General features: G+C 75.8%; 28 protein-coding genes. 14 read left to right on the top strand and 14 right to left on the bottom strand.

Annotated elements, in window-relative coordinates:
- From ACYX4T_RS13880 to ACYX4T_RS13870, 3 genes are read right to left on the bottom strand one after another with little or no spacing between them, the layout of a single operon-like run.
- On the bottom strand, window positions 1-360 hold the full coding sequence (locus tag ACYX4T_RS13880) for a PRC-barrel domain-containing protein (RefSeq protein WP_476015075.1): 360 nt from the start codon (window positions 358-360) through the stop codon (window positions 1-3).
- 29 nt (window positions 361-389) lie between these two features.
- Entirely contained in the window at window positions 390-1256 is an 867-nt protein-coding gene (locus tag ACYX4T_RS13875) for a glutamate racemase (RefSeq protein ID WP_476015074.1), read from the bottom strand.
- Between the two features lie 27 nt (window positions 1257-1283).
- Window positions 1284-2381, bottom strand: a complete 1098-nt coding sequence (locus ACYX4T_RS13870) for an SDR family oxidoreductase (RefSeq protein WP_476015073.1) — start codon at window positions 2379-2381, stop codon at window positions 1284-1286.
- 195 nt (window positions 2382-2576) lie between these two features.
- Between ACYX4T_RS13870 and ACYX4T_RS13865 the strand changes: the two genes are divergently transcribed.
- Window positions 2577-3944: an NAD(P)/FAD-dependent oxidoreductase gene (locus ACYX4T_RS13865; protein ID WP_476015072.1), complete on the top strand. Its 1368-nt coding sequence runs from the start codon at window positions 2577-2579 to the stop codon at window positions 3942-3944.
- A 22-nt stretch (window positions 3945-3966) separates the two neighbouring features.
- Complete coding sequence (locus ACYX4T_RS13860) at window positions 3967-4920, top strand: alpha/beta fold hydrolase (protein ID WP_476015071.1); 954 nt, start codon at window positions 3967-3969, stop codon at window positions 4918-4920.
- Window positions 4921-4938: 18 nt separating this feature from the next.
- Here ACYX4T_RS13860 and aroQ read toward each other — a convergent pair whose 3' ends face one another.
- Window positions 4939-5400 (bottom strand): type II 3-dehydroquinate dehydratase, encoded by a 462-nt coding sequence (aroQ, locus tag ACYX4T_RS13855; RefSeq protein ID WP_476015070.1) that lies wholly within the window; start codon window positions 5398-5400, stop codon window positions 4939-4941.
- 121 nt (window positions 5401-5521) lie between these two features.
- Between aroQ and ACYX4T_RS13850 the strand changes: the two genes are divergently transcribed.
- Window positions 5522-6130, top strand: a complete 609-nt coding sequence (locus ACYX4T_RS13850) for a response regulator transcription factor (RefSeq protein ID WP_274230713.1) — start codon at window positions 5522-5524, stop codon at window positions 6128-6130.
- A gap of 143 nt (window positions 6131-6273) precedes the next feature.
- Here ACYX4T_RS13850 and ACYX4T_RS13845 read toward each other — a convergent pair whose 3' ends face one another.
- Window positions 6274-6507 carry a hypothetical protein gene (locus tag ACYX4T_RS13845; RefSeq protein ID WP_476015069.1) on the bottom strand — a complete coding sequence of 78 codons (234 nt, stop codon included), beginning with the start codon at window positions 6505-6507 and terminating at the stop codon, window positions 6274-6276.
- A gap of 134 nt (window positions 6508-6641) precedes the next feature.
- On the opposite strand from ACYX4T_RS13845, the gene ACYX4T_RS13840 reads away from it, so the two are divergent.
- Together ACYX4T_RS13840 and ACYX4T_RS13835 are read left to right on the top strand one after the other, a co-directional pair.
- Window positions 6642-7433: an HpcH/HpaI aldolase family protein gene (locus tag ACYX4T_RS13840; protein ID WP_476015068.1), complete on the top strand. Its 792-nt coding sequence runs from the start codon at window positions 6642-6644 to the stop codon at window positions 7431-7433.
- Between the two features lie 59 nt (window positions 7434-7492).
- Complete coding sequence (locus ACYX4T_RS13835) at window positions 7493-8500, top strand: helix-turn-helix transcriptional regulator (RefSeq protein ID WP_476015067.1); 1008 nt, start codon at window positions 7493-7495, stop codon at window positions 8498-8500.
- Here ACYX4T_RS13835 and ACYX4T_RS13830 read toward each other — a convergent pair.
- A complete protein-coding gene (locus ACYX4T_RS13830; RefSeq protein WP_476015066.1) occupies window positions 8461-9177 on the bottom strand; it encodes a VIT1/CCC1 transporter family protein in 717 nt (238 codons plus the stop codon). The two genes, ACYX4T_RS13835 and ACYX4T_RS13830, sit on opposite strands and share 40 nt — an antisense overlap.
- A gap of 177 nt (window positions 9178-9354) precedes the next feature.
- Here ACYX4T_RS13830 and ACYX4T_RS13825 point away from each other — a divergent pair, with 177 nt between their 5' ends.
- From ACYX4T_RS13825 to ACYX4T_RS13810, 4 genes are all read left to right on the top strand, one after another.
- Window positions 9355-9957 carry a DUF1707 SHOCT-like domain-containing protein gene (locus tag ACYX4T_RS13825; protein ID WP_476015065.1) on the top strand — a complete coding sequence of 201 codons (603 nt, stop codon included), beginning with the start codon at window positions 9355-9357 and terminating at the stop codon, window positions 9955-9957.
- A 311-nt stretch (window positions 9958-10268) separates the two neighbouring features.
- Window positions 10269-10889 (top strand): GNAT family N-acetyltransferase, encoded by a 621-nt coding sequence (locus tag ACYX4T_RS13820; protein ID WP_476015064.1) that lies wholly within the window; start codon window positions 10269-10271, stop codon window positions 10887-10889.
- 84 nt (window positions 10890-10973) lie between these two features.
- The gene (gene idi / locus ACYX4T_RS13815; protein ID WP_476015274.1) at window positions 10974-11558 is read left to right on the top strand and encodes an isopentenyl-diphosphate Delta-isomerase; all 585 of its coding nucleotides are present in this window, start codon (window positions 10974-10976) and stop codon (window positions 11556-11558) included.
- A gap of 116 nt (window positions 11559-11674) precedes the next feature.
- Window positions 11675-12460: a YybH family protein gene (locus ACYX4T_RS13810; RefSeq protein ID WP_476015063.1), complete on the top strand. Its 786-nt coding sequence runs from the start codon at window positions 11675-11677 to the stop codon at window positions 12458-12460.
- Between the two features lie 8 nt (window positions 12461-12468).
- On the opposite strand, the gene ACYX4T_RS13805 is transcribed toward ACYX4T_RS13810, so the two are convergent.
- The 3 genes from ACYX4T_RS13805 to ACYX4T_RS13795 are packed head-to-tail and all read right to left on the bottom strand — an operon-like array spanning window position 12469 to window position 15871.
- A complete protein-coding gene (locus ACYX4T_RS13805) occupies window positions 12469-12894 on the bottom strand; it encodes a VOC family protein (RefSeq protein ID WP_476015062.1) in 426 nt (141 codons plus the stop codon).
- Between the two features lie 4 nt (window positions 12895-12898).
- Window positions 12899-13753 (bottom strand): AraC family transcriptional regulator, encoded by an 855-nt coding sequence (locus tag ACYX4T_RS13800; protein ID WP_476015061.1) that lies wholly within the window; start codon window positions 13751-13753, stop codon window positions 12899-12901.
- A 15-nt stretch (window positions 13754-13768) separates the two neighbouring features.
- A complete protein-coding gene (locus ACYX4T_RS13795; protein WP_476015060.1) occupies window positions 13769-15871 on the bottom strand; it encodes a fatty acid desaturase in 2103 nt (700 codons plus the stop codon).
- 201 nt (window positions 15872-16072) lie between these two features.
- On the opposite strand from ACYX4T_RS13795, the gene ACYX4T_RS13790 reads away from it, so the two are divergent.
- A complete protein-coding gene (locus ACYX4T_RS13790; protein WP_476015059.1) occupies window positions 16073-16396 on the top strand; it encodes a putative quinol monooxygenase in 324 nt (107 codons plus the stop codon).
- A gap of 34 nt (window positions 16397-16430) precedes the next feature.
- Here ACYX4T_RS13790 and ACYX4T_RS13785 read toward each other — a convergent pair whose 3' ends face one another.
- The gene (locus tag ACYX4T_RS13785) at window positions 16431-17879 is read right to left on the bottom strand and encodes an MFS transporter (protein ID WP_476015058.1); all 1449 of its coding nucleotides are present in this window, start codon (window positions 17877-17879) and stop codon (window positions 16431-16433) included.
- A gap of 86 nt (window positions 17880-17965) precedes the next feature.
- On the opposite strand from ACYX4T_RS13785, the gene ACYX4T_RS13780 reads away from it, so the two are divergent.
- Both ACYX4T_RS13780 and ACYX4T_RS13775 read left to right on the top strand, forming a co-directional pair.
- Window positions 17966-18493, top strand: coding sequence for a TetR/AcrR family transcriptional regulator (locus ACYX4T_RS13780; RefSeq protein ID WP_476015057.1), 528 nt, complete (start codon window positions 17966-17968; stop codon window positions 18491-18493).
- 205 nt (window positions 18494-18698) lie between these two features.
- Window positions 18699-19061, top strand: coding sequence for a DUF3040 domain-containing protein (locus ACYX4T_RS13775; protein ID WP_476015056.1), 363 nt, complete (start codon window positions 18699-18701; stop codon window positions 19059-19061).
- On the opposite strand, the gene ACYX4T_RS13770 is transcribed toward ACYX4T_RS13775, so the two are convergent.
- The gene (locus ACYX4T_RS13770) at window positions 19062-19763 is read right to left on the bottom strand and encodes a Crp/Fnr family transcriptional regulator (protein ID WP_476015055.1); all 702 of its coding nucleotides are present in this window, start codon (window positions 19761-19763) and stop codon (window positions 19062-19064) included.
- A gap of 108 nt (window positions 19764-19871) precedes the next feature.
- Complete coding sequence (locus ACYX4T_RS13765; RefSeq protein WP_476015054.1) at window positions 19872-21194, bottom strand: MFS transporter; 1323 nt, start codon at window positions 21192-21194, stop codon at window positions 19872-19874.
- A 171-nt stretch (window positions 21195-21365) separates the two neighbouring features.
- Between ACYX4T_RS13765 and ACYX4T_RS13760 the strand changes: the two genes are divergently transcribed.
- Together ACYX4T_RS13760 and ACYX4T_RS13755 are read left to right on the top strand one after the other, a co-directional pair.
- Complete coding sequence (locus ACYX4T_RS13760; RefSeq protein WP_476015053.1) at window positions 21366-21707, top strand: universal stress protein; 342 nt, start codon at window positions 21366-21368, stop codon at window positions 21705-21707.
- Window positions 21708-21828: 121 nt separating this feature from the next.
- Window positions 21829-23004 carry an MFS transporter gene (locus ACYX4T_RS13755; RefSeq protein ID WP_476015052.1) on the top strand — a complete coding sequence of 392 codons (1176 nt, stop codon included), beginning with the start codon at window positions 21829-21831 and terminating at the stop codon, window positions 23002-23004.
- Here ACYX4T_RS13755 and ACYX4T_RS13750 read toward each other — a convergent pair.
- Complete coding sequence (locus ACYX4T_RS13750) at window positions 22967-23650, bottom strand: response regulator (RefSeq protein WP_476015051.1); 684 nt, start codon at window positions 23648-23650, stop codon at window positions 22967-22969. The genes ACYX4T_RS13755 and ACYX4T_RS13750 overlap by 38 nt on opposite strands.
- Window positions 23647-26187: a sensor histidine kinase gene (locus tag ACYX4T_RS13745; RefSeq protein ID WP_476015050.1), complete on the bottom strand. Its 2541-nt coding sequence runs from the start codon at window positions 26185-26187 to the stop codon at window positions 23647-23649. The genes ACYX4T_RS13750 and ACYX4T_RS13745 overlap by 4 nt, the downstream gene beginning before the upstream one ends.
- Window positions 26188-26189: the final 2 nt, after the last annotated feature.

The following is a 26189-nucleotide window of genomic DNA, read 5'->3' as shown; positions in this document are numbered from 1 at the left end:
TCAGCGCCGGGCCAGGCGCCGCTCGCCCCGCGACCCGGTGCGGTACTCGAGCCCGTAGTGCCCGAACACCCCCGGCTCGTCCTCGGCGCGCAGCTCGCCGTCGGCGTCGATGGACGGCGCCTCGCGCACGAGCTCCCGGCCGAACGCGATCTTCACGTGGTCGGGCGTGACGACGGCGCCCGCGAGCGGGGCGAAGGCGAGCCGGGTGCTCCCGAACAGCGAGGAGATCTTCACCGTCGCGAACGCCGGCTCGTCGCCCATGGTGTCGACGTAGACCGCGTCCAGGGTCCCGATCTTCGAGCCCTCCGGGTCGACCACCGGGCGGTTGCGCCAGTCGCGGATGTTCTCGGCCGGGATCACGACGCCGAGCCTAGGGGTTCCCGCCGCCGTCACACCCCGCGCAGCGCCGGTTGCTCCGCGGTGTCGGGGCGCGTGCCGGAGAGCGTCTCGTCGGTGGTCGGCAGCTCGGCGCGGGCGACCCGCCCGCCCCGGGCCAGCGCGCGGCCGATCGGGTAGGCGAGCGCGGCCGGGGGCAGCGGACCCTCCTCGCCACCGAGGTGCACGCGGACCTCGGCGGGCTCGGCGGCCGGGTCCTCGGGCAGGCCGAGGCGGCGCAGCGCCTGCCCGGCCACGGCCCGCGAGCTGTCGTGCAGGCCGGTACCGGGCGGCAGCGCGGCGAGGATCTCCTCGACGACCAGCGGGTAGTGGGTGCAGCCGAGGACGACCGAGCGGCACCGTGCGGGCGTGCGCGCGGCGGCGGACGCGACCGCCTCGCGCACCGCGCCGGCGTCGGCGTGCTCGACGGCGGTCGCGAGCCCGGGGCAGGCGACGGAGTCCGCCTGGCCGGGCGCGGCGAACCGCGCGAGCAGGTCGGCCTGGTAGGCGCTGCCCGTGGTGCGCTCGGTGGCCCAGACCGCGAAGGGCAGCCCGGTGGCGCCCGCGGGCTTGACCGCCGGCACCGTCGCGACCACCGGCCGGTCGGGCTCGAGGGCCTCGCGCAGCGGCACCACCGCGGTCACCGACGCGGTGTTGCACGGCACGACGATCGCGTCGGCGCCCCGCGCGACGGCGCGCCGGCCGGTGCCGACGACCCGGTCGACGATCCACGACGACGCCTTCGACCCCCACGGCATGCCCTCGGGGTCGAGGTAGAGGTCGAGGGCGAGGTCCGGGCGCAGGTGGCGCAGCCACCCGGCGGTGGGCAGCAGGCCGCACCCGGAGTCGAGGAGTGCGACACGCTGGGGCTGGCCGGCCATCGCGTCCGAGTCTAGGACCCCGCGATCTCAGACCATCGCGGCGCTGCCCACGTCCGGGTGCTCGCGGTGGAAGGCGACCATCGCGCCGACGTGCTCGGCGAACGACGGGCACCGCACGCCCACCTCGTCGAGCAGCGCCGTCGTGGCCGTGACGTCGTAGACGGTGGGGTGGGTCAGGTAGTCGAGCGTCGACGACGGCAGCTTGAACAGCCGCCCGACGCCGGGCAGGTGGTCGATCGAGAAGCGCGACAGCGTCGTCGGCACCGGCACGACCTTGAGGCGCTTGTCGGTGTGGGCGGCGAAGGCCTCGCACATCTCCAGCACCGACGGCGGGCGCGGCGCGGCGAGCGCCACCGTCCGGTTCACCGCGCCGGGGTGCGGCGCGAGCGCGGCGACGGCGTCGACGACGAAGTCGCTCGGCACGAGGTTGAACTGCACGCGCGACGGGTCGCCGGGCAGCGGCATCACCGCGACCCGGCCCTGGCGGGAGATGAGCTGCAGGGCGTAGTACGGCCCGTCGTACTTCTGGGTCTCACCGGTGCGGCTGTCGCCGACGACCACCGACGGCCGGTAGATCGTCACCGGCATCCCGGCGTCCCGGGCCTTCGCGACGACCCGTTCCGCCTCGTGCTTGGTGTGCTCGTAGTGGTTGGAGAAGGTCTGCCCGAGCTCGAGGTCGTCCTCGGCGAAGATGCCGGGGTAGCGCCCCGAGACGTAGCAGGTGCTGACGTACTGCAGGCGCACGAGCTCGCCGGCGCCGCGGGCGAGGTCGACGACGTGGCGCGTGCCCTCCACGTTGACCGCCCACGCGAGCTCCGGCGCGACGGACAGGTCGTAGACCGCGGCGAGGTGGAAGATCTCCAGCGGCCCGCCGCGCAGCCGCGCGGTCTCCTCGTCGTCGAGTCCGAGGCCCGGGCGCGTGATGTCGCCGACGACGAGGCGGGTGCGTCCGGCGATGGCGGGCTCGGCGGCCTCCAGGCGCTCGAGGGTCCGGCGTGCCTGGTCCAGCCAGCGCTCCTGCACGAGCGCGACGGCCCGCGCGTCGGGGGAGCGGCGCAGCGTCCGCGGCAGCAGCGCGCTGCCCAGGAAGCCGGGGAAGCCGGTGTAGAGCACGGTCGTCGCCAACGCGAGCCTCCTGGGTCCCTCGGCGTCAGGGTGCGAGAGAGAGAACCACGACGGCGCTGCTCGCGCCGGGCGACCGGCGCACGACCGGCTGTGAGCGCGGTCATGGGCCCCGACGTGTCGGGCCGGGGTGTCGCCGCGACCGCCCCCGGGGAAGACTTCGCGGAACGGCCGTATCGGCAGGGGAGGGTTCAACGCATGAGCGCGCAGCGCATCGTGGTGGTCGGCGCCGGGTTCGCCGGCTTGAAGTGCGTCCAGCGCCTCGAACGTGAGCTCAAGGACGAGCTGGCGCACGGGGAGGTGGAGATCGTGGTGGTCAACCCCCACGACTACATGCTCTACCTGCCACTGCTGCCACAGGTGGCGGCGGGGGTGATCACCGCCCAGTCGGTCACCGTGCCGCTGCCGCGGGCGATCAAGCGGGCGCAGCGGCTGCCGGGCCAGGTGGTCGGGCTCGACCTGGAACGCAAGGTCGCCGTGGTCAAGAAGATCAGCGAGGAAGTCGTCGACCTGCCCTACGACCGGCTGGTCATCGCGGCGGGCAGCGTCACCCGCCAGTTCGACATCAAGGGCCTCGAGGAGCACGGGCTCGGGATGAAGAACCTCGGCGAGGCCGCCTACCTACGCGACCACGTCCTCTCCCAGCTCGAGCTGGCGAACGCCTCGACCGACCCCGAGGAGCGCGCGGCCCGCTGCAGCTTCGTCGTGGTCGGCGGCGGCTACGCCGGCGTCGAGACCGCCGCGTGTCTCGAGCTGCTCACCGACGCCGCGCTGAAGCGCTTCCCGCGCCTCGACCCGACGCTGGTCAGGTGGACGCTGGTCGACATCGCCCCGCGCCTCATGCCCGAGCTCGGGCAGCGCCTCGGCGAGGAGGCCCTCGACCTGCTGCGTCGCCGCGGCATCGGCATCCGGCTCGAGACCGGTGTCGAGGAGGTCACCGACTCCAGCGTCACCCTCACCGACGGCAGCACGATCCCGACCCGGACCCTGGTGTGGACCGCCGGCGTCACCGCCAGCCCGCTGGTCAAGATGCTCGGCGTCGAGCTCGTCCGCGGCCGCGTCAAGTGCGGCACCGACCTGCGCCTCGACGGCTACTCCGAGGTCTTCGTGCTCGGCGACGCCGCGGCGGTCCCCGACCTCACGGCCGACCCGCCCGGCTCGGCGCTGTGCCCGCCGACCGCCCAGCACGCGACGCGGCAGGCGGTGGTCGCGGCCGACAACGTCGTCGCCTCGCTGCGCGGGCAGCCGCTGCGCGAGTACAAGCACCACGACCTCGGGCTCGTCGTCGACCTCGGCGGCACCCAGGCGGTGGCGCACCCGCTGAAGCTGCGGCTCACGGGCGCCGTCGCGCAGGCGGTGACCCGCGGGTACCACCTCTACGCGCTGCCGCTCCAGCGCACGCGGATGCGCGTGATCTTCAACTGGATCCTCCACCTGTTCGGCGGCGACGACTTCATCCGCATCGGCTTCCTGGCCGGCCGCAAGGACGAGACGTCGTCGTTCGAGGAGACGCGCGACTACCTCTCCGAGGAGGAGATGGCGAAGCGGGCCACGGCGGCCTCGTGAGCGGGGCCGGGAGCGGCCCGCGGTGACGGCCGGCGGGGACGACGGGGACGACGGGGGCGGGCGGGTCACCGACCTGCTCGCCCGCGACGGCACACGTCTGCGGCGCTGGGACAACGGCGCCGCGGGCGCGCCCGTCGTGCTGTCGAACGGGCTCGGCGCGAGCCCGGCGGCCTGGCCGTTCCTGCACGGCGAGGACTGCGGCTACCACGCCACCAGCTGGCACCACCGTGGTCTGGGCGGGTCGGCGCGCCCGGCCGACGAGACCCGCATCGGGGTCGGCGACCACGCCGAGGACCTGCTCGCCCTGATGGACGACGCCGGCATGGACCGGGCCGTGGTCGTGGGCTGGTCGGTGGGCGTGGCCGTCGCGATCGAGGCCGCCCGCCGGGCGCCCGACCGGGTCGCGGGCCTGCTCGCCCTCGGTGGCGTCGCCACCGGCGCGTTCCGCGTGCTGCCCCGCGGCCCGATGCCCGGCCAGCTCCCCGAGGGCGTGCACCGGCACGCCGCGCGGCTCGGGGGCTGGCTGCTGCGGGTCGTGGGCCCGCCGATCTCCGGGGTGATCGACCTGCTGCCGCGCAGCCTGGACGCCTCGCGGGAGGCGTTCGACCGCGCCGGCGTCGACCCGGCGGTGCTCGACCCCACCGGCGCGGCGGCGCCGATGATCACCCTCGCCGAGGTGGCGCGGCAGTTCGCCCGCCACGACTGGACGTGGTTCTCGCGCATGGTGCTGGCCGCCGCCGAGCACGAGGCCCCCGCCGACGAGGTCCTGGGCGCGCTGACGATGCCCGCGACCGTCGTCGCCGGCGACTACGACACCCTCGCCCCGCCCGCCGACATGGCCGCCCTCGCCGCGGCCCTGCCCGACGCGCGTCTCGCGCGCCTGCCCGGCTCGCACTTCCTGCCCCTGCAGTTCCCCGACGCCCTGGCCGGCGAGCTGGCGGCACTGGCCGGGCGCGCCGGCCTCGGCCGGGACTAGGGCACGACGACCAGGCACTCAGGCCCGGCGCACGATCCGCTCGGCGAGGAAACGCAGCGCGAGCTCGTAGCCGGAGATCCCGGCGCCGGCGATCACGGCCGTGGCCACCGGCGACACGTACGAGTGCGAGCGGAACGCCTCCCGTGCGTGCACGTTCGACAGGTGCACCTCGACCACGGGCACGGGGAGCGCGGCCAGCGCGTCGCGCAGGGCCACGGACGTGTGCGTGTAGCCGCCCGGATTGATGATCACTCCGCCGTGGCCGGTCATGGCCTCGTGGACGGCGTCGATGAGCACGCCCTCGTGGTTGCTCTGCCGCGCGTCCACCTCCAGGCCGAGCTCGGCGGCGGTGCGGCGGCACCGTTCCACCAGGTCGTCGAGGGTGTCGGTGCCGTAGACCTCGGGCTCCCGGCGACCCAGGAGATCCAGGTTGGGGCCGTTGACGACCAGGACACGGCGAGGGTCGTGCTGCCACTCCATCGGGGGTTCCTAACCACGCTGTTGTCATTCGGGGGTCAAGCGGACGGGTGGGGTGACCGATGAGGGGAGCAGCGCCCACCGTGCTCACGGCGGGCGGCCTCCCCACCCGGACGGAGTCTGTATGAGGACGGTTCTGATCTGCGACGACCGGCGCAGTGTCCGCGAGGGCCTGACGCGCGTCATGTCCGCGGTGCCCGGTGTCCAGCGCATCGACTGCGTGTCGACCGCCGACGAGCTGCTGACCCGCTACGCCCGCCAGAGCGCGGACGTCGTGTTCGTGGGCACGCAGCGCGCGGTGGCCTCGGGCGCCGAGGCGACCCGGCGCCTCATGGCCGCGCACCCCCAGGCCAACGTCATGGTCTTCGGCGCGCCCGACGACGGCGGCAGCATCGCCGCCGCGATCGCCGGCGGTGCCCGCGGCTACCTGCGCTGGGACGCCTCGCGCCCCGAGCTGGTCGCGGCGCTCGCCCACTCCGCCGCGGGCGCCGAGGTCGGCGCGATGCCGATGCAGCGCGGCGCGTCGCCGGGCCAGGGCGTCAACCTCACCGAGCGCGAGATGCAGGTCCTGCGCGGGATGAGCCAGGGCAAGAGCAACGGCCAGATCGGCCGCGAGCTCTACCTGTCCGAGGACACGGTGAAGACCCACGCCCGCCGGCTGTTCCGCAAGCTCTCGGCCGCCGACCGCGCCCAGGCCGTCGCCCAGGGCTTCCGCTGCGGCCTCGTCTCCTGACCCCGCGGTCTCGCCAGGCGCCCCACGACGTCCCGCCGGGTCGGAGGCGGCAGGAGGTCGTCCGGGGCGACGACCCGCGGTCACTGGTTGGTGTCGCTCGCCGCGTGAGCGATACCGGCCGGTGACCGCCGCGTGAGCCCCGATCAGGGGCCGACGACGGTCCGGATGCGGTCGTCGCGCACCTCGGTGCGGGTGCGCCGGTGCGCGCCGAAGCGGTGGCGGATGCCGTCGGGGCCGGAGAGCCAGCCCTGGTAGGCGTCGAGGACCACCTCGCGGCGCTCGCCCTCGTCGTCCCGGACGGTGATCGTGTAGCGGGTGTCGCGCGCGAAGCGGAAGCGGGGCGCGGCGGGGGCGGTCGGCGGCGTGCGTGTGGCCATCACCCCGAATCGTACGGGCACGGATCACCGGTCCGGTTCCCTCGAACGGAGCAGCATTCGAGAAGGTGATCGAGGTCTCGGCGGCCCTACCCTTCCCGGGCCCCGGTACGCCGACGCGGAAGCGGTGTCGACCTGTGAGTGACCCTGTGGCCGACCCGGCCCCGGACCCGATCCGCGCGGCCTGGGCCGCCGGACGGGCGGCCCGCAACGGCTGGCTGACGATCCCGGACCCGCACCTCGTCGAGGTGGTCGCGGCGTCCGCCGCCGGGCGGGGCCTGCTCGACGCCCTCACGCTCGACCTGCAGCACGGGCTGTTCGACCGCGCCCGCAGCGCCGACGCCGTCCGCGCGATCTCCGCGCACGGGCTCGCGCCGCTGGTGCGCCTGCCCGCCGTCGACGAGGCGACGGTCGGGTTCGTGCTCGACCTGGGCGTGCGGGGCGTGATCGCACCGATGGTGGACGACGCCGCGGCCGCCCGCGAGCTCGTCGCCGCGTGCCGCTACCCGCCGGCCGGGCGGCGCTCGTTCGGCCCGCTGCGCACGGCGCTGCGTCCCGGCGACGACCCGGTCGCGGCCGCCGACACCGTGCTCGCGTTCGCCATGGTCGAGACGGCGGACGCGCTCGACCGTGCCGACGAGATCGCCGCGGTGCCCGGTCTGGACGGGCTGTTCGTCGGGCCCGGCGACCTCGGCGTCGCCCTCGGGATCGGGGCGGCGCAGGACCGCGAGGAGCCGGCGATCCACGACGCCTTCCGACGCGTGCTCGCGGCGTGCGCGGCCGCCGGGACGCGAGCGGCGGTGCACGCGACGCGGGCGGAGTACGCCGCCGCGCGGGCCGCCGACGGGTTCGCGCTGGTCACGGTGTGGTCCGACGTGCCGGCGATCCTCGGCAGCCTCGACGGGGTGCGCGCACCCTTCGAGAGCTGAGGGGCCCGAGCCGTCTGCGGCGGACCGGACCTGTCCGCCTCTGCGGGCAGACTGTCCGTGTGCTCGAGACCTCCGCCCGCCTGCTGCGCCTGCTCTCGCTGCTCCAGGCGCGCCCGGAGTGGACCGGCCCCGAGCTCGCCGAGCGCATGGGCGTCACCACCCGCACGGTGCGCCGGGACGTCGACAAGCTGCGCGGTCTCGACTACCCGGTCGAGGTCGACCTCGGGCCGGGCGGCGGCTACCGCCTCGGTGCCGGCGCGGCGCTGCCCCCGCTGCTGCTCGACGACGACGAGGCCGTCGCGGTGGCGGTGACGCTGCGGACCGCGGCCGGCACCGGGGTGGCGGGCACGGGGGAGACGGCGCTCGCGGCGCTGGTCAAGCTCGAGCGCATCCTGCCCGCGCGGCTGCGGCACCGCATCGCGGCGATGCCGGTGGCGACGGTGGCCCCGCGGGTCGCGCCGTCGGTGGACCCGTCGGTGCTGGCGGTGGTGGGCGGCGCGTGCCGGGACCGGCGCGTCCTGGAGGTCGACTACACGGCCCGCGACGGGACGCCGACCCGCCGGCGCATCGAGCCGATCCACCTCGTCGCCTGGGGCCGGCGCTGGTACCTCGTGGCGTGGGACCGCGACCGCGAGGACTGGCGGACGCTGCGCGTCGACCGGATGAGCCCGCGCCTCGCCCCCGACGGCCTGCCCACCGGCCCCCGGTTCCCGCCGCGGGAGATCCCGGGCGGGGACCCCGCGGCGTTCGTCGCCGACCGCGTCGCCGACGTCCGGCCCTTCCGCTGCGTGGTGCGCGTCGCCGCCCCGGCACCGGAGGTGCGCGCCACGATCTGGACCGACCAGGTGCGGGTCGAGGAGCTCGGCCCGCAGGAGTGCCGGGTGTCGCTGTCGTCGGACGACGCGCGCTCGGCGGCGCTGATCCTCACCGGCCTGGACGCGGACTTCACCGTCGAGTCCCCGGACGCGCTGGTCGGCGAGCTGCGCCGGGTCGCCGAGCGCTACTCCCGGGCCGTGGGTCGGCCGGGTCAGCCGACCGCGCCGCCCACCAGCCAGCCGATCCCGTAGGTCACGGCCAGCCCGAGCGCGCCCCCGACGACCACGCGCGCCACCGCCCTGCGCGACGTCGCCCCGCCGAGGTGCGCGCCGAGCCAGCCCGCCAGGCCGAGGGCGAGGAGCACGACGGCCACGGTCACCGGGACCCGCCAGGTCGGCGGCGTCGCGAGCACGGCGACCAGCGGCAGCAGCGCACCGGCGACGAACGACACCGCCGAGGCGGCGGCGGCCCGCCAGGGGCTGGTCAGCTCGTCGGGGTCGAGGTGCAGCTCGGCCTCGAGGTGTGCGCCGAGCGCGTCGTGCTCGGTGAGCTCGAGCGCCACCTGCCGCGCGGTCGCCGGCGAGAGGCCCTTGCCCTCGTAGAGGGCGGCGAGCTCGGCGAGCTCCTGCTCGGGGGACTCGCGCAGCTCGCGGGTCTCCTTCGCGAGCTGGGCCCGCTCGGCGTCGCGCTGGCTCGACACGGACACGTACTCGCCGAGGGCCATCGACACCGCTCCGGCGACGAGGCCCGCGATCCCGGCCGTGGCGATGGGGGCGCGCTCGACGGTCGCGCCGGCGACGCCGACCACGAGGCCGGCGGTGGAGACGATGCCGTCGTTGGCGCCGAGCACCCCGGCGCGCAGCCAGTTCAGGCGCTGGGACAGCTCGCCGCCGTGCGGTTCCGGGTGGACGGGAGCGTCGGCGGACATGGTCCCCAGGCTCCCACGAAGACTGGAATGGTTCCAGAAAGCTGAGCCTCGCCTTGGTGGGGCGTGTCTCGGACCGGACCGGTCGGCCGTATTCACGGCGATCCGTCGCGACGAGGCGCACGATGGAGGGGCCGGGCTGCGCGCACCGGGGACGCCCGACCGGCAGGAGGAGGCGCCGTGGACACCGACGATGCCCGCACGGGGGACGACGGCCGGGACAGCCGGGACGACGGCGACGGCCCGGAGGGGCGCCACGCCCGCGGCGGGGCGCCCGTCCCGCCCGTGCCGACCGGGCCCGGTGGCCTGCGCGTCGGCGATGCCGACCGGTCGGCCGCCCTCGACGCCCTCGGCGAGCACTTCACCGCCGGGCGCCTCGACGTCGACGAGTTCGGGGACCGTTCCGCCCGCGCCGCGGGCGCCGTGTACCGCGCGGATCTCGAACCGCTGTTCACCGACCTGCCGGCCCCGCACCCGCCGCTCCCGCACCCCGCCGCGCCGCCGACACCGGCACCGCGCCCGGAGCCGCGGGCGCCCGCGGTGCGCCACGGGCCGTCCCCGGCGGCCGCCCCGGCCGTGGGCATGGGGCTCGCGCTGATGCTGGTGATGGTCCTGCCGGTGCTCGCGCTGTCGGCCGCGGTCACGGGCTCGGTCGGCGGGCTGCTCGTGCTGCCGCTGCTGTTCGTGATCCTCGGGCACGCCGGCCACGCCCGGCGCCGGCGCTGGGACGGGCGCTGGGACGGCCACAACCCGGGCGACCACTGGGGGCCCGGACGGCCGTGACGGCTCGTCCGGGAGGGGACTGGCGCGATCGCGCGGGATGAGGTTAGGCTTGCCTCATCGCTGCGCGGGTGTTGTGGTGGCGCCCAGCGGCAGCGGCGAGAGGTGGGCCCGGGCTCGAGGGATGAGCCCGGGCCCACCGATCTCCCCTGCATACCACTCTTCTCCGCCCGGCGCCGACGCCGCGCGTCCGACCTGCGGCGACGTGTCTCCCGCTCGGCGCGGGGCGACGGCCCGCGCACACGTCGTGGCCCCGCTCGTGCCCGCTCTGTCCGGATTGCCGGGGTGAGGTGAGGCTTGGTTCACTCGGGTCCGTGCCGGACCACCCCGCCGCCAGTGCCGCCGCCAGTGCCGCCGCCGAGAGTGCCGCCGGGAGCGCGGCGCCGGGCCCGCCCGACGTCGGCCCGCCGCCGGTGCCGGCGCTGTCCGCGCCGTGGTCGCTGCGCGTCGCGACGCCCGCCGACGCGGCGACGGTCCACGCCTGGATGCACCGGCCCCACGTCGCGGTGCGCTGGGACCAGGCGTGGCCCCGGGAGCGGTGGGACGCCGAGCTCGCCGACCAGCTCGCCGGCGCGCACAGCCGCCCGTGCCTCGTCGCGCACGAGGGTGTCGAGGTGGCCTACGTCGAGATCTACCGCGTCGCCCGCGACCGCCTCGGCGGCCACTACGACGCCGGGCGGCACGACCTCGGTCTGCACGTGGCGATCGGTGAGGAGGGCCGTACCGGCGAGGGCCTGGGCTCGGCGCTCCTCGACGTCCTCACCGCCGCCCTCTTCCGCGCCGACCCGGCCTGCGCGCGGGTGGTGCTCGAGCCCGAGCACGGCAACTCGGCCATGCACCGCGCGCTCGCGAAGGCCGGGTTCACCGCCACCGGGACGGTCGAGCTGCCCCACAAGACCGCCCTGCTGCACGTCCGGGAGCGCGCGGTCGGGTGAGCGGTCGGGTGACCCGCGCCTCGCGGGACGTGTCCGACGTGCCGCCCGCGAGCGGTCAGGGGAAGCTGGAGCGTGATGCGGACCATGGAAGAGGTCGTGCTGCTCGACGAGTCGGGCGCGGTCGCGGGCTCGGCCGCGAAGGCCGACGTCCACCACGAGGCCACGCCCCTGCACCTCGCCTTCTCCTGCTACGTCTTCGACCCCCGCGGCGACCTCGTCGTCACCCGGCGCGCCCGCAGCAAGGCCACGTTCCCCGGGGTCTGGACCAACTCCTTCTGCGGTCATCCGGCCCCCGGCGAGGCCATGGACCTCGCGGTGCGCCGGCGCGCCCGCCAGGAGCTGGGGATCGAGATCGACGGCCTGCGCCTCGTCCTGCCGGGCTTCCGCTACCGCGCCGAGCAGGGCGGGGTGGCCGAGAACGAGATGTGCCCGGTCTTCGTCGCCAGCACCGCCGCCGCACCCGCCGAGCCGGACCCGGGCGAGGTCGACGAGGTCCGCACGGTCGCGTGGGCGCCGTTCCGTGACGACGTGCTCGCCGGCACCTGGCCCGGCATCTCGCCGTGGTGCGCCGACCAGGTGCGCGCGCTCGCCCCGCTCGGTCCCGACCCGGAGCGCTGGGCGGCGGGCGACCCGGGCGCGCTGCCGCCCGCGGCGTTCCTGGCGACCTGAGCGGTCCGCGCGGACACCGATGACGCGGACACCGATGACGCGGACACCGATGACTCTTGGGCGCCGCGGGGGTTCCACCGGGTGAGGGCACGTGACCGACACCCGAGGAGAACCCCATGTCCGACGCCGAGCACGAGATCTGCGATCTGGTGGCCCGGTGGGCGCACGCCGTCCACGCCGGTGACCTCGACACGGTGCTCGCCGACCACAGCGGCGACATCGTCATGTTCGACGTCCCGCCGCCCCACGAGGGCGTGCGGGGGATCGCGGCGTACGCGGAGACCTGGCCGCCGTTCTTCGACTTCCAGGCGCACGGGGGCTGCTTCGAGATCGTCGAGCTGGCGGTCACCGCCGGCGACGACGTGGCCTTCGCCCACGCGCTGCTGCGCTGCGACACCCCCGAGGAGCTCGCGGCGCACCCGTCGCGACGGCTGCGCCTGACCCTCGGCCTGCGTCGGGAGGGCGGGCGCTGGGTGGTCGCGCACGAGCACCACTCGTTCCCCGACGAGGGCGTGGTCCCGCAGGAGGACGAGGAGGCGGTGCGCGCGCTGCACCGGCAGTGGGCCGCCGACACCGCCGCCGGCGACCTCGAGGCGCTCGTGGCCCCGATCGCCGACGACGTCGTCTCCTACGAGCACGGCGGCCGGATGGCCTACGTCGGCAAGGACGAGGTGCGCGAGGTGTGCCGGGCGGGGCTGGAGTCGTCGCCCGGGCCGGTCGACTGGGCGATCCCCGACCTGCGCGTGGTCGCGAGCGGCGACCTCGCCGTGTCGTGGGGGATCGACGAGATCACCCCCCGCGGGAGCGGGACCGTCCGCTCGCGGGGCACGCGGGTCTTCCGGCGGACCGAGGACGGCTGGCGGATGGTCCACCAGCACCTCTCGTTCCCGGCGGAGGTGTGAGCTCCCGATCAGGGTCGGGGCGCGCCCGGGTAGGTCCCGACGTGCCAGGTGTTGCCCTCGGGATCGCGGATCGCCGTGTCGTGAGAGCCGTAGTCGGTGTCGTGGGGCGGGCGGACGACCTCGCCGCGACCGTCCTCGCGCGCCCGCGCGGCGAGCGCGTCGATCTCCGCGGCGTCCGGGAGCACCACGTAGGCGCTGAACGTCCCGGAGGGCGTCGCGCGGTCCTCGGTGCCGGGGCGCCGCTGGCCCATCATGATGCCGCCGCCGGCGGGCCAGGCGAGCTCGGCGTGCTGCACGACGCCGTCGTCGCCGGCGTAGGCGACGACCTCGACGAAGCCGAGGACCTCGGTGAGGAAGGCCATGAGGCCGCGGGCGTCGTCGGCGGCGAGGGTGGGCCAGACGGTGGGCGGCGGGGTCTTGTCGTCGGTGCTCATGGACTCACCCTGGCGGGCCGGGCGTCGCGGCGTCTTGGACGTTCCCGATCTCCTCGGCGAGCCAGCGGGTGGGCGAGCACCCGGCGAGCGCGCCGAATTCCCGGGTCAGGTGCGCCTGGTCCGCGTAGCCCCCGTCGGCGGCGATGTCGGCGAGGCCGAGGGCCTGCCCGGCGAGCGCCCGCGCGGCGAGGCGGCGGCGCGCGCGGTCGAACCGCGCCATGCGGCCCGCGACCTTCGGCGCCACGCCGAGCTCGGCGCGGAACCGCTGCCCGAGGTGCCGCTCGCTCCACCCGACCTCGCCGGCCAGCGCGCGCACCGGCACCCGCCCGCCGGAGCCGACGGTCCGCCGCCACGCGTGCCGGACCTCCGGCGCCACCGGTGACGTCGGACCGGGACCGGGCCCGTCACCGAGCGCGCGGCCGAGGACGTCGTCGAGCGCCGCGAAGCGCCCGGCCCAGTCGCCGGCCTCCCCGACCCGCTCGTGCAGCTCGCGGGCGAGGGCGCCGAGCACCTCGTGGCCGTCGACGGTGACGCCGGCGAGCTCCGCCGCCGGCCGGCCCAGCAGCGCGCGGGCGGCGAGCGGGTCGAGGACGACGTGCACCCCGGACTGCCGGCCGTCGTGGACGATCGTCTCCGGCGTCGTGTGCAGGCCCCCGATCGCGACGTCGCGCGTCACCAGCGAGCCCTCGGGCGTGCGCATCGTCAGCGGCGCGCCGAAGGTGACGATGAACGTCAGGTACGGCGACGGCAGGCCCCGGTGGATGCCGGGGTCGGCGTGCAGGTCGTAGCCGTGGTAGCCGACGTGGCCGGTCAGGGCGCCCGACGGGCGCCCGGCGCGGGCATCCGCCTGGTCGGCCACCCGCCCAGTCTGGCGTCAGCGACCGTCGTAGTCGACCGCCACGGACGGGCTGGTGGGGCGGGCCTGGCAGGTCAGGACGCGGCCCGCGGCGACCTCGTCGTCGCCCAGCGCGTGCCGCACCGCCATGTGCACGGTGCCGCGGGTCAGGGACGCCGCGCAGGTGCCGCACGCCCCGCCCGCGCAGGAGTACGGCGCGTCGACGCCCGCGCGCACCGCGGCGTCGAGGACGGTCTCGTCGGGCCCGCAGTCGACGTCGGTGGTGGTGCCGGCGAGGGTGACGGCGACGGTCGCGGCGGTGGCGCCCTCGACGGGATCCGCGGGCCCCGTCGGCGCCGCCGCGGTGAACAGCTCGCGGTGCACGCGGTCGGGGTCGACGCCGCGCTCGGCGAGGCCGCCGGTGAGTGCCTCGGTGAGCGACTCGGTGAGCGCCTCGGGCCCGCACAGGAACCAGCCGTCGACGGCGTCGGGGCGGGGCACGTGCGCCAGCACCCGCGCGGGGTCGAGGCGCCCGGCCTCGACCGTCTCCCACCGCGCCGCGTCCTCGGGCCGGTCGTCTCCGACGGCGTCCTCCCGCGAGCGCACGTGCACGAGCCGCAGCCGGCCCTCCGCGCGCGCGACCAGCATCGAGAGCTCGTCGGCGAACATCGTCGAGGCCCGGTCGCGGTTGCCGACCAGCAGCGTCACCCGCGACGAGGGCTCGGCGTCGAGGACCCCGGCGACGATGGGGAGCACCGGGGTGATGCCGCTGCCCGCCGCGACGGCGACGATCCGCCGCCCCGACGCGAGCCCGGCCGGCGGCTCCGGGGTGAAGCGCCCCGAGGGTGCGGCGACCTCGAGGGTGGCGCCGGCCGCCAGCTCCACGCCGGCCCACGCGGAGAACCGGCCGCCGGGCACCAGGCGCACGCCGATGCGGAGCACGCCGGAGCCCGCCGCGGAGCACACCGAGTACGTCCGGCGGACCTCCTCGCGCCCCGACCCGTCGGGACGGTCCAGCCACGCGCGCACCGTGACGTGCTGGCCGGCGCGGTGCGCGAAGGTGGCGGCGAGCTCGTCGGGCACGGTGAAGGTCACCGCGAGCGCGTCGGTCGCGGCCCGCCGGACGTCGGCGACCCGCAGCCGGTGGAAGCCGGGGCGGACCTCGCCGGCCGGCGCGTCCATCCCGTCGGTGAGCCCGCGCCACGCGCGGTACTCGGCGGGCGTGAGCTCGGTGCCCCACGCCGTCGCGATGGGGACGTCGCGGGCCAGGTAGTCGTCGCGGGTGTTCTCCCACGCGCGCACGTAGCGGTAGAAGGGGATCGTCGGGTGGATGTGGTGCACCAGGTGGTAGTTCTGGTAGAGCATCACCGGCGTCATCAGCCACTCGCGCCCCACCCGCACCCGGGTCGCGCGGAACCGGTCGGCCCGCGCGGTGACGCCGAGGTCGTGGTGGGGCAGCCAGTCGAACCACCAGGCGAGCACCCCGATGCCCAGGCGCTGGGGCACGAGGTAGAGCAGCAGCAGCGCGAGCCCGTGCCCGGTCGCCACCAGCGTCACCGCCACGGCGACGACGACCGCGAGGTTCACCAGCGCGCCGACGACCTCGCGCCGCGGGCGCCGCGCCATCCGCGGACCGTAGAAGCGGAAGTACCAGCCGTCGATGGCGAGCCAGCGCAGCGGACGCTGCCAGGTGGGACCGCCCTCGACCCACGCGTCGGGGTCGACGAGGACGTCTTCGTTGGTGTGCCGGTGGTGCTCGATGTGGATGTAGCGCACCAGCGGGAACGTCGCCCACGCCGCCACGAACGGGATCGACAGGCGCCCGAGGACGTCGTTGACCCACCGCCACCGGCCCGCGGCGTGGTGGGTCGCCTCGTGCAGCACCGTGAACATCGTGAAGGTGACCAGTGACTGCGCCGGGACGGTCGCCGCGAGCCACCAGCGGCTCACCGCGCCGTCGAGGGCGGCCAGCGCGAGGACCGCCGCGCCCACCCACAGCGCGAGCGAGGCGACCCAGAGGGCCAGGGTCGGCCACGCGACGGTCGGCAGCGGGATCCCGGGATCGGGCACGCCGCGGCGCACGGCCGCGGACTCCTCCTCGGACAGGACGCGGGCCGGTGCCTCCGGGGCGTCGGCGGTCACGGTGTCCTCCCCATCACGTCGGTCGTGGGCGGCGCACACCAGTCAACGTCCGGGGACGAACTGAGTCAATACCGCGATTTTGTCTCAGCAACGGTCACACCGCGACGGTCGAGGCCCCTGCGCGCCGGCTGTGGCGCGGCCCCGCGGTGCGCGAGAGGATCCCGCCGACACCCCGACCGCACCGGATGGAGCGAGACCCCCGTGATCCTCATCAACGTCAAGTGGACGGTGAAGCCGGAGTACGCCGAGCAGTTCCCGTCGCTGGTCAAGGAGTTCACCGACGCGGTGCGGCAGGAGCCGGGCAACATCTTCTTCGAGTGGGCGCGGCACCTCTCCGAGGAGAACACCTACGTGCTCGTCGAGGCGTTCCAGGACGGCGCGGGCGAGGCGCACGTCCAGTCCGGGCACTTCCAGAAGTTCGTCGAGCAGGCGCCCGACTGGGTCGCGCAGAAGCCGAAGATCATCAACGTCCAGGACGTCCCGCAGGACGGTTGGGGCGAGATGGGCGAGATCGCGCCCCGCTAGTGCTCGCGGGGCGGACCGGCGCGGCCGGTCGGGGTCAGACCCCGACCGGCTCGCGCTCCGCGGCGGCCGCGCGCGTCAGCAGGCGCCAGGCGCCGACGGCCGTGACGACGAGGACGACGGCCCCGAGCACCGCGGCACCCTGCATCCCGGCGGTGAACGCGTCACGCGCCGCCGCGACCACGGACCCGTCGGCCCCGGCGTCGGCGAGCGCCCCGCCGAGCGTCTCCTGGCCCGTGCGCGCGGTGAAGACGGCGGCCGCGATGCTGCCGAGCACTGCGGTGCCCAGCGCGCCGCCGAGCTCGTAGCCGGTCTCGGAGATCGCCGAGGCGGCGCCGGCGCGGTCGGCGGGCGCCGCGGCGAGGATGAGGTCGTTGGTCAGCGCCTCCGCCAGCGCCACCCCGCCGCCCAGCAGCACGAACCCGGCGACCACGGCGCCCAGCCCGCCGAGCACCCCGACCAGCAGCAGGCCCACCCCGGCGAGCCCGAGCCCGACGCCGACCAGCGCGGGGCCGGCGAACCGGCGCACGAGCCGCGTGGCGACGAGCGCCCCGGTCACGCCCGCGACCGAGCCGGGCAGCATCCACAGCGCGGCCTCGAGCGGCCCGAGCCCGAGCACCAGCTGCAGGTACTGCGGCAGCAGCACGAGCAGCCCCACCAGCGCGAACACGCCGAGCAGGTTCGTCGTCACCGACACCGTGAACGGGCGCCGGGCGAACAGGTCCAGGTCGATCAGGGGGTGGGCGAGGCGGCGCTGGCGGCGCACGAAGACCACCCCGGCGCCCACGCCCGCGACCGCCGCGACGACGGCGAGCGGCGTGACGCCCTCGCTCGCGACCGTCTTCACCGCGGCCACCACCGGCACCATCGCGGCCAGCGACAGCACGGCCGACGGCAGGTCGAAGGGGCCGGGGTGCGGGTCGCGGCTCTCGGGCAGCACGCGGGGGCCGAGCACGAGCAGCAGCAGGATCACCGGGACGTTGATGAGGAAGACCGAGCCCCACCAGAAGTGCTCGAGCAGGAAGCCCCCGACCACGGGGCCCGCGGCGGCCCCGCCCGAGAACGCCGCGGACCAGACGGCCACGGCGGTGGCGCGCCGGCGCGGCTCCGGGAACGTGGTCTTGATCAGCGAGAACGTCGAGGGCATGAGCGTGGCGCCGCCGAGGCCGAGCAGGGCGCGGGCGGCGACGAGCGTGCCGGCGGTCGGGGCGAACGCCGCGGCCACCGACGCGACGCCGAACGCCGCCGCGCCCGCGAGCAGCAGGCGGCGACGGCCGATCCGGTCGCCGAGCGTGCCCATGGTGACGAGCAGTCCGGCGAGCACGAAGGAGTAGGCGTCGACGATCCAGAGCTGCTCGGCGGCGCCGGGGTCGAGGTCCTCGGACAGCGCGGGCAGGGCAATTCCGAGCACGGTCATGTCGATGCTGATGAGCAGCACCGGCAGCACGAGCACGGCGAGCGCGATCCACGGCGACCGGCGGGACATCGACGTTCCTCCTGGGTTGACCGTCCAGACGGTACAGTTTGGCCGAGCTCGAAACTACACCGGCTGGACGGTCTACCGTCAACGGCGTGCCTCGCCCGTCACAGCGCGACCGCATCCTCGACGCGTACACCGACCTCGTCGTGACCTCGGGTCCCGAGACGGTCACCCTCGACGCCGTCGCGGCCGCCGCCGGGGTGTCCAAGGGCGGCCTGCTCTACCACTTCGGGTCGAAGGAGGCCCTGCTCGAGGGGCTGCTCGACCGCGCGACGGAGCTGAACGACGCCGACCTCGCCACCGCCCGGGCCGCGCCCGAGGGCGTCGCGCGCTACTACCTGCGCACCTCGGTCACCGACCCCGCCGGCGACAGCGCCGTCTTCCGCGCCCTGGTCGCACTGCTCAAGCTGGCGGCCACCGAGCCGCGCGCCGCCGCCGCGACCCGCCGCTGCTTCGCCGTCTGGCGCGAGGCGATGGCCGCGGAGCTCGGCGACCCCCTCACCGCCGACATCGTCGCCGTGATCGGCGACGGCATGTACCTGCGCGCCATCGTCGGCGACACCAGCGAGGGGCTCACGGTCGACCTCGAGGAGGTGCTGCGCCGCGCCGGCCCGCGGTGACGCCGGTCGTCGCGCCGTTCGTCCACCGCTCGTCCCCCGGGGAGCGGTCCGGGTGTGCGACCGGCGGTCACCCCGGCGCGCCGTGGCGCGTGATCGAGCGCCGCGCGTCACGGTCGGGTGTCCGGAGCGTTTCCGCTGGTCGACGCGTCGTGACGGTGGTCGAGGACACGGTGTCGACGGCCCGGCGCGCCCGCACCCTGGAGGTGTGGAGCACCACGAGGAGCCCGACGGCGAGCTGTGGGACCGGTCCGGCGACCCCGCGGACCGGCCGTTCGACCCCGACGCCGAGCGCTGGGCCGGCATCGTGCGGGGCCTCGCGCTCGAGGACCCGCGGTTCGTCCGCCGCGTGACCTCGCGCGGACCGGGCGGCGCCGCCGTCGGGGACCTCATGATCGTCGTCGGGCTCGTCGCCACCGTGCTGCTCGGGGTGCTGCCCCTCGGTGTGGGCATCCAGACCGGGATCGAGGCGCTGGTCGTCCTCGGCGCGGCGGGCACGCTGCTGCTGCCGGTCGGGGCCCCGCTCGCCGTGCGTGCGTACCTGCGCCACGTGCGACCCCTGATGATCTAGCTAGACGGCCACCGCGTCCACGCGCCGGCGCAGGCTCGGCAGGTCCCGCACGACGATGCTGCGCCCGTCCTTCTGCAGCACCCCCTCGGCGACCAGCCGCGAGATCTCGCGGCTCGTCGTCACCCGGGTCAGCCCGACCATGAGGGCGAGCTCGTCCACCGGCGGGCGCACGCTCAGGCGCGCCGAGGTCCCGAGCGCGCCGTCGCCGTAGGCCTCGACCAGGTGCCCGAGCAGCAGCACCACGCGCTCGCGGGCGGGCAGGCCGTCGAGGAAGACGTGCAGGTGCAGCACCCGCTGCTTGCGCGCCACCCGGCGCACGACCTCGACGAGCAGCTCCGGGTCGTCGCGCGCCGCCTCGACCAGGACGTCGCGACCGACCGCGAGCACCTCGCACGCCGTCAGCGCCGTGGCCGACACGGGGTTGGCGCCGCCGTCGAAGCAGACGCCCTCGCCGAGGCTCGCGCCCGGCTCGGCCCAGGAGATCACGCGGGTGGTGCCGTCCGGGCGCAGCATGTGCACGCGCACCCGGCCCCGGACGACGACGTGGAACGACGAGGACGGCTCGCCCTGGCGGTAGAGGTGGTCGCCCGCACGGACGGGGCGGGGGACGCCCAGGGCCTCGATCCGCCGGCTCACCGCGCCGGCCTCGGCCAGGAGGAACGGCGAGACCGTCGGGCTGGGCACGACGCTGCGCGGGGCCATCGGCGTCCTCGATCCGTTCCACCGGAAGGCCGGCGGGGGTGAGGGGAGATTACGCACCCGACGGGCGCCCGGAAAGGGAGGATCCGGACGCCCGTCGGTGGCGCGTGCTCAGGCCGTCGCGGCGGCCGGCCTGCTGGTCTCGATCGACTCGGCGTTCGTGTCGGGCAGGGCGAGGGTGCACAGGAGGCTGATCAGCGACAGCCCGGCGAGCAGGATGCCGATGGCGAGGCTCGACCCCAGCGACGCCACCAGCGCGGTCGCGATCAGCGGCACGATGCCGCCGCCGAGCACGCCGGCGAGGTTGTAGGCCATGCCGGCGCCGGTGTAGCGGTAGTGGGTCGGGAAGAGCTCGGGCAGCTGGGCGCCCTGCGGCCCGTAGGCGATGCCGACGACGCCGAGGACCACCGCGAGGCCCAGGCCGAACGACCACGCCGTCCCGATGTCGAGGATCGGGAACGCGATGATGCCGGCGACGACGGACAGGGAGTTGCCGATGATGATCATCTTCCGGCGGCCGACGCGGTCGGAGAGGATCGCGCCCGCGATCGTCGTCCCGGCGAAGACGAGGCCGCCGACGATGCCCATCGCCAGCACGGTGGTGCGCGGCAGCTCGAGGTTCTGGGTGCCGTAGCTCGTCAGGTACGTGACGCCGATGTAGAAGAAGGCGAACACGGCCATGGTCGAGCCGGCGCCGAGCAGGACGCGGCGCGGGTGGGTGGTGAGCACCTCGGCCACCGGCATGCGGGTGCTGACGTTCTTGTCGCGCGAGCGGAACGCCGCGGTCTCGGTGATGGCGAGCCGCACGTAGAGGCCGACGGCGACGAGCAGGACGCTGGCGATGAACGGCACGCGCCAGCCCCAGGCCACGAAGGCCTCGTTGCTCATGGTCAGCGCGGTGGTGAGGAACGTGGCGCTGGCCAGCGCGAACGCGAGCGACGGCCCGAGCTGGGGGAACAGCGCGTACCGGCCGCGGGCCTTGCCGGGCGAGTTCTCCGCGGTGAGCAGCGTCGCGCCGGCCCACTCCCCGCCGACCGCGAGGCCCTGCAGGATGCGCAGCACCACGAGCAGGATCGGGGCGAGGACGCCGATCGTCCCCGTCGTGGGCAGCAGGCCGATGGCGAGCGTCGACAGGCCCATGAGCAGCAGCGTCGTCACCAGCGTGCGCTTGCGGCCGAGCTTGTCGCCGAAGTGCCCGAACAGCACGGACCCAAACGGGCGCGCGACGAACGCGACGCCGAAGGTCGCCAGCGCGAGCGCCGTGCCGGCGGCGGCCCCGAGCTCGGGGAAGAAGACCTTGTTGAAGACGAGCGCGGCGGCGGTGCCGTAGATGAAGAAGTCGTAGAACTCGATCACCGTGCCGGTCATGCTCGCGATGGCGATGCGGCGCATCGGCGGTGTCGCGCTGGCGGGTGGCGACGCGTCGGTGCTCAACAGGGACCTCCTGAACGTTCGTACGGGCACTGGGAGTGTCCGGTCCAGGAGAGCGGCGGTCTGTATCACACACTACAGACGGACGACGCCTCGTGTGCTCGGTGAAGCACGTGCCGGGCGTGCTCGGTGCGTGAGCGGCGGCGCTCCGCCGTCCGCCGTACGCTGCGCCCGGTGACCATCCTGGTGGCCGTCACGGACGACGGTCCGGGGGCGGCGGCGCTCGAGGAGGCCGTGCGCGAGGGCGCGCGGCGCGACACCGGCGTCGTCGCCCTCAACCTGCGCCCCGGCCCGCTCGAGCCCCCCGACCGGCCCGGCGTGACCGTCGTCGACCGCCTGCTCGGCGTCGAGGACGGCGACGCGGTGCTCGAGCGCCTCGAGGCGGACGCCGACATCGACCTGCTGGTCATCGGCGTCCGACGCCGCAGCCCGGTGGGCAAGGCGTTCCTCGGCGACGTCGCGCAGCGCCTGCTGCTCGAGGCCGCCGTGCCGGTGCTGGCCGTCAAGGACGGCTAGATGTCGTGACCCGAGACGGCGGCCGGCGGGCCCGACCGGTCCCCGCGAGGTGACGACGCCCCTGGCGAGGAGGCTCACAGGTCGCCGGGTCGGGCACCGTCGCGTGGATACGGTGGCGACGATGCTGCGTTCGCCGGGGGCCCGTCTCACCGTCGCGGGCGTCGCGGTGGTGGGCGTGGCGTTCGGGATGGGCCGGTTCGCCTTCGGGCTGACCCTGCCGGCGGTGCGCTCCGACCCGGCACTGTCGGCCGGCGGCGTCGACGACGCCGTGCTCGGGCTGATCGCCTCGGGCTCGTTCGCCGGCTACCTCGCGGGCCTCCTCCTGGCCCCCGTCCTCAGCCGGACTGTCGGGCCGCGGGCGTCGACCACCGTCGGTGGCACCTGCGGCCTCGTCGGTGGGACGCTCGTCGCGCTCGCACCCTCGGTCGGCCTGCTCGCAGCGGGCGTCGTGCTGACCGGGAGCTCGGCGGGCTGGGTGTGGGCCGCCTACTCGGATCTCGCGACCGCCGTCGTCGATCCGGCTCGCCGCCCCACGGCGATCGCGGTGATTAGCACCGGGACCAGCGGGGGCCTCGTCCTGGTGGGACTGGTGGGACTCGTGGGTCTCACGGCGACCGGGGTCCCGGGCTGGCGGGCGGTGTGGGCCGCCATCGCGCTCGCCTCGGCGCTCGCCGGTCTGCTGAACCTGCGGTGGACGCCCCGGGTGCCGCCCCGGCGGGGTGGGACCTCGGGCCGGCCCTCGCTGCGGATCCTGGGCGTCCCCGTCGCGTACTCCGTCGCCTACCACGTCGGCACCACGACCTTCTTCACCTGGGCGGCCGACATGCTCCGCCGCGCCGACGTGGCCCCCGGCGTCGCCCCGGCGATGTACGTCCTGATCGGCCTCGGCGGGCTCGTCGCCCTGGGCACGGGAGGGGCGTGCGCGCGCGTCGGCAACGAGCGCGTGGCGGCCGCGTGCCTGGCCTCCGTCGCGGCGGCGCTCGTCGTGCTGGGGGCGGGCGCCGGGTCCTGGGTGGTCGCCCTCGCCGCGGCGATCGTCTTCGCGCCCGGCTACATGGCGGGCGCGGCGATGATGGCCGTCTGGACCGCGGCCCTCGTGCCCGCCCGGGCCGGCGAGGCGCTGACCGTGGTCGTCACCGTCGGAGCGGTCAGCGCCGTGATCGCCCCGACGCTGGTGGGCCTGCTCCTCGGCGCGGTCGGGCTGCCCGCCGTGCTCGTCGGCCTCGCGGTGGGGCTCGCCCTCGTCGCGGCCGGCCTGCTCACGGCTCGAACCGGTACCCCCGCCCCGCCTCCGTGACGAGGTGCCGGGGGCGCGCGGGGTCGGGCTCGAGCTTGCGGCGCAGGTGGGCGAGGTACACGCGCAGGTAGTGGCCCTCGGTGCCGTACGCCGGGCCCCACACCTCGCGCAGCAGCTGCTGCTGGGTGACGAGCATGCCGGGGTGGCGGGCGAGGTGCTCGAGCACGCCCCACTCGGTGGGCGACAGGTGCACCTCGGCGCCGTCGCGCACCACCTTCTTCGCGACGAGGTCGACGGTGAAGCTCGCCGTCTCCACCACCGGCGTCCCGTCCGGCGTCACCACCGCCGCCCGCCGGACCGCGGCCCGCAGCCGTGCGAGCAGCTCGGGCACGCCGAACGGCTTGGTGACGTAGTCGTCGGCACCGGCATCGAGGGCGGCGATCTTGTCGGCGGAGTCGGTGCGCGCCGACAGCACGATCACCGGCACCGCGCTCCAGCCCCGCAGGCCCTCGAGGACCTCGAGCCCCGGGATGTCGGGCAGGCCGAGGTCGAGGATGACGACGTCGGGCGGCGGGTGCTCGGCCGCCGCGCGCAGCGCCGCGGCCCCGTCCGCGGCGAGGACGACGGTGTGGCCGTGCGCGGAGAGGTTGATCCGCAGGGTCCGGCGCAGGTGCGGGTCGTCGTCGACGACGAGGACGCGGCTCACGCCAGGACCGCCGCCCGGGGCGCCGCCGGCAGCGCCAGCACCGTCGTCAGCCCGCCACCGGGGGTGTCCTCGGCGTCGAGCGTGCCGCCCATCGCCTCGGCGAAGCCGCGGGCGACGTGCAGGCCCAGCCCGACGCCGTGGGCGCGCCGCCGATCACCGAGCTGCTGGAACGGGGTGAACAGGCCGTCGCGCTGCTTGCGCGGCACGCCGGGCCCGCCGTCGACCACGCGCAGCTCGACCCGGTCGGCGTACGCGCTCGCGCGCACCGCCACGGCCGACCCGCCACCGTGGCGCAGGGCGTTGTCGACGAGGTTCGCGACGATCCGTTCGGCGAGTCCGGCGTCGGCGAGCACGCCGGGCAGGTCCTCGGCGACCTCCACCGCGACGCGCTCGGCATCGGCCGGCGTCACCCCCGCGAGCGCCGCGGCCACCACCTCGTCGAGCCCCACCGGCTCGCTGATCGGCGTGACCGCCCCGGCTGCGAGGCGCGACGAGTCGAGCAGGTTGTCGACGAGCCCCGTGAGGCGGTCGGCGGACTCCTCGACGGTGGCCAGCAGCTCCTGACGATCCGCGGCCGACATGCGCAGGACGGGGTCCCGCAGGCTCCCGGCTGCCGCTTTGATCGCGGTGAGCGGGGTGCGCAGGTCGTGCCCCACGGCCGAGAGCAGCGCGGTGCGCAGGTCGGCGGAGTCGGCGCGGCGCTGCGCATCGGTGGCCTGGGCGGCCATCCGGCGGTTGCGCAGTGCGAGCAGCGCCTGCCCGCTGACCGCGGAGAACAGGGCACGCTCGCCGGCGGTCAGGCTCCGGCCGGTGGCGACGAGGTGCACGCCCTCGTCGATCTCGACGTCGGCGTCGGCGTCCCGGGGCGTGGCGCACGGGGTGCCGCCCGTGCAGGCGGTGACCTCCCATCCGGCGGCCGGCGCCCGCTCGAGCAGCGCCACCGCCTCGAGCCCGAACGCCTCCCGCACGCGCTCGAGCAGCTTGGGCAGCGGGTCGGAGCGCGAGAGGACGACACGGGCGAACGAGGCGAGCAGGGTCGCCTCCGTGCGGGCCTGGGCGGCCTGCGCGGCGCGGCGGTCGGCGCGGTCGACGACGGCGGCGACGAGCAGGGCGACGACCACCATCGCGACGATGGCGAAGGCGTTCTGCGGTTCGGCGATGGTGAAGGTGTAGAGGGGCGGGGTGAGGAAGACGTTGAGCAGGAGGCCGCCGCCGACCGCGGCCACCAGCGCCGGCGCCAGCCCGCCGATCATCGCCGTGACGACCGTGGCCAGGAGGAACAGCACGACGTCGGTGGACAGGTCGACCGACTCGCGCAGGCCCACCCCGATGACCGTCGCCAGCACCGGCAGCAGCACCGCCGCGGGCCACCCGTAGCGGTGCCGCCGCGCGGGCAGCGCGAGCCGGGAGAACGGAGGACGCCGCCGTCCCGACTCACCCGCCTCGGCGTGGCTGACGAGGTGGACGTCGATCGAGCCCGACTCGGCGATGGTGGCCGCGCCGATCCCGGGGTCGAGCAGCCGCGCCCACCGCGAGCGCCGCGACGTCCCGAGCACCAGCTGCGTGGCGTTGGCGGTGCGGGCGAACTCGAGCAGGGCGGCGGGCACGTCGTCGCCGACCACCGTGTGGAACGACGCGCCGACGTCCTCGGCGAGACGGCGCAGGCCCGGCCCGTCCGCGCGGGGTCCGGTGCCGGCGAGACCGTCGCTACGCAGGACGTGCACGCAGAGCAGGTCCGCCGTCCCCGCACGGCGGGCGATCCGGGCCGCGCGCCGCAGTACCGTGGCACTCTCCGGGCCACCGGTGACCGCGACGACCACCCGCTCGCGCGCCTCCCAGACCTCCGAGATGGCCTCCTGGCTGCGGTAGCGCTGGAGGGCGACGTCGACCTGGTCGGCGACCCACAGCAGCGCGAGCTCGCGCAGCGCGATGAGGTTGCCGGTGCGGAAGTAGTTGGCGAGCGAGGCGTCGATCTTCTCGGGCCGGTAGATGTTGCCGTGGGCCATGCGCCGGCGCAGGGCCTCGGGGGTGATGTCGACCAGCTCGATCTGGTCCGCGGCGCGCACGACCGCGTCCGGGATCGTCTCGCGCTGGCGCACCCCGGTGATGCGCTCGACGACGTCGCCGAGCGACTCGAGGTGCTGGATGTTGACCGTCGAGATCACGTCGATCCCGGCGGCCAGCAGCTCCTCGACGTCCTCCCACCGCTTGGCGTGCCGGGAGCCCGGCGCGCAGGAGTGCGCGAGCTCGTCGACCACGCACACCTCGGGCGCGCGGGCGAGCACCGCGTCGACGTCGAGCTCGGTGAGCTCCGTCCCGCGGTGGTGCAGGACCAGCCGCGGCAGCACCTCGAGCCCCTCGAGGAGCTCCGCCGTCCGTGCCCGCCCGTGCGTCTCGACCAGCCCGACGACGACGTCGGTGCCCCGCTCGAGGCGGCGCCGGACCTCGTTCAGCGCGGCGTAGGTCTTGCCGACGCCCGGCGCCGCGCCGAGGTGGATGCGCAGTTCACCTCGACGCGGAGCCGGCTCGGAGGACACCT

The sequence above is a fragment of the Actinomycetospora sp. ABD4_176 genome (assembly GCF_056311855.1).
The sequence above is the reverse complement of the archived record's forward strand: the minus strand, read 5'-3'. Positions and strand labels throughout refer to the sequence as shown.

Coding starts and splice junctions, on each gene's coding strand:
- aroQ (WP_476015070.1), bottom strand. CDS start 5,400: ATGGAGTGGCAGCACGACCCTCGCCGTGTCCTGGTCGTCAACGGCCCC.
- ACYX4T_RS13805 (WP_476015062.1), bottom strand. CDS start 12,894: ATGAGCACCGACGACAAGACCCCGCCGCCCACCGTCTGGCCCACCCTC.
- ACYX4T_RS13845 (WP_476015069.1), bottom strand. CDS start 6,507: ATGGCCACACGCACGCCGCCGACCGCCCCCGCCGCGCCCCGCTTCCGC.
- ACYX4T_RS13875 (WP_476015074.1), bottom strand. CDS start 1,256: ATGGCCGGCCAGCCCCAGCGTGTCGCACTCCTCGACTCCGGGTGCGGC.
- ACYX4T_RS13865 (WP_476015072.1), top strand. CDS start 2,577: ATGAGCGCGCAGCGCATCGTGGTGGTCGGCGCCGGGTTCGCCGGCTTG.
- idi (WP_476015274.1), top strand. CDS start 10,974: ATGGAAGAGGTCGTGCTGCTCGACGAGTCGGGCGCGGTCGCGGGCTCG.
- ACYX4T_RS13810 (WP_476015063.1), top strand. CDS start 11,675: ATGTCCGACGCCGAGCACGAGATCTGCGATCTGGTGGCCCGGTGGGCG.
- ACYX4T_RS13755 (WP_476015052.1), top strand. CDS start 21,829: ATGCTGCGTTCGCCGGGGGCCCGTCTCACCGTCGCGGGCGTCGCGGTG.
- ACYX4T_RS13785 (WP_476015058.1), bottom strand. CDS start 17,879: ATGTCCCGCCGGTCGCCGTGGATCGCGCTCGCCGTGCTCGTGCTGCCG.
- ACYX4T_RS13850 (WP_274230713.1), top strand. CDS start 5,522: ATGAGGACGGTTCTGATCTGCGACGACCGGCGCAGTGTCCGCGAGGGC.
- ACYX4T_RS13770 (WP_476015055.1), bottom strand. CDS start 19,763: ATGGCCCCGCGCAGCGTCGTGCCCAGCCCGACGGTCTCGCCGTTCCTC.
- ACYX4T_RS13830 (WP_476015066.1), bottom strand. CDS start 9,177: ATGTCCGCCGACGCTCCCGTCCACCCGGAACCGCACGGCGGCGAGCTG.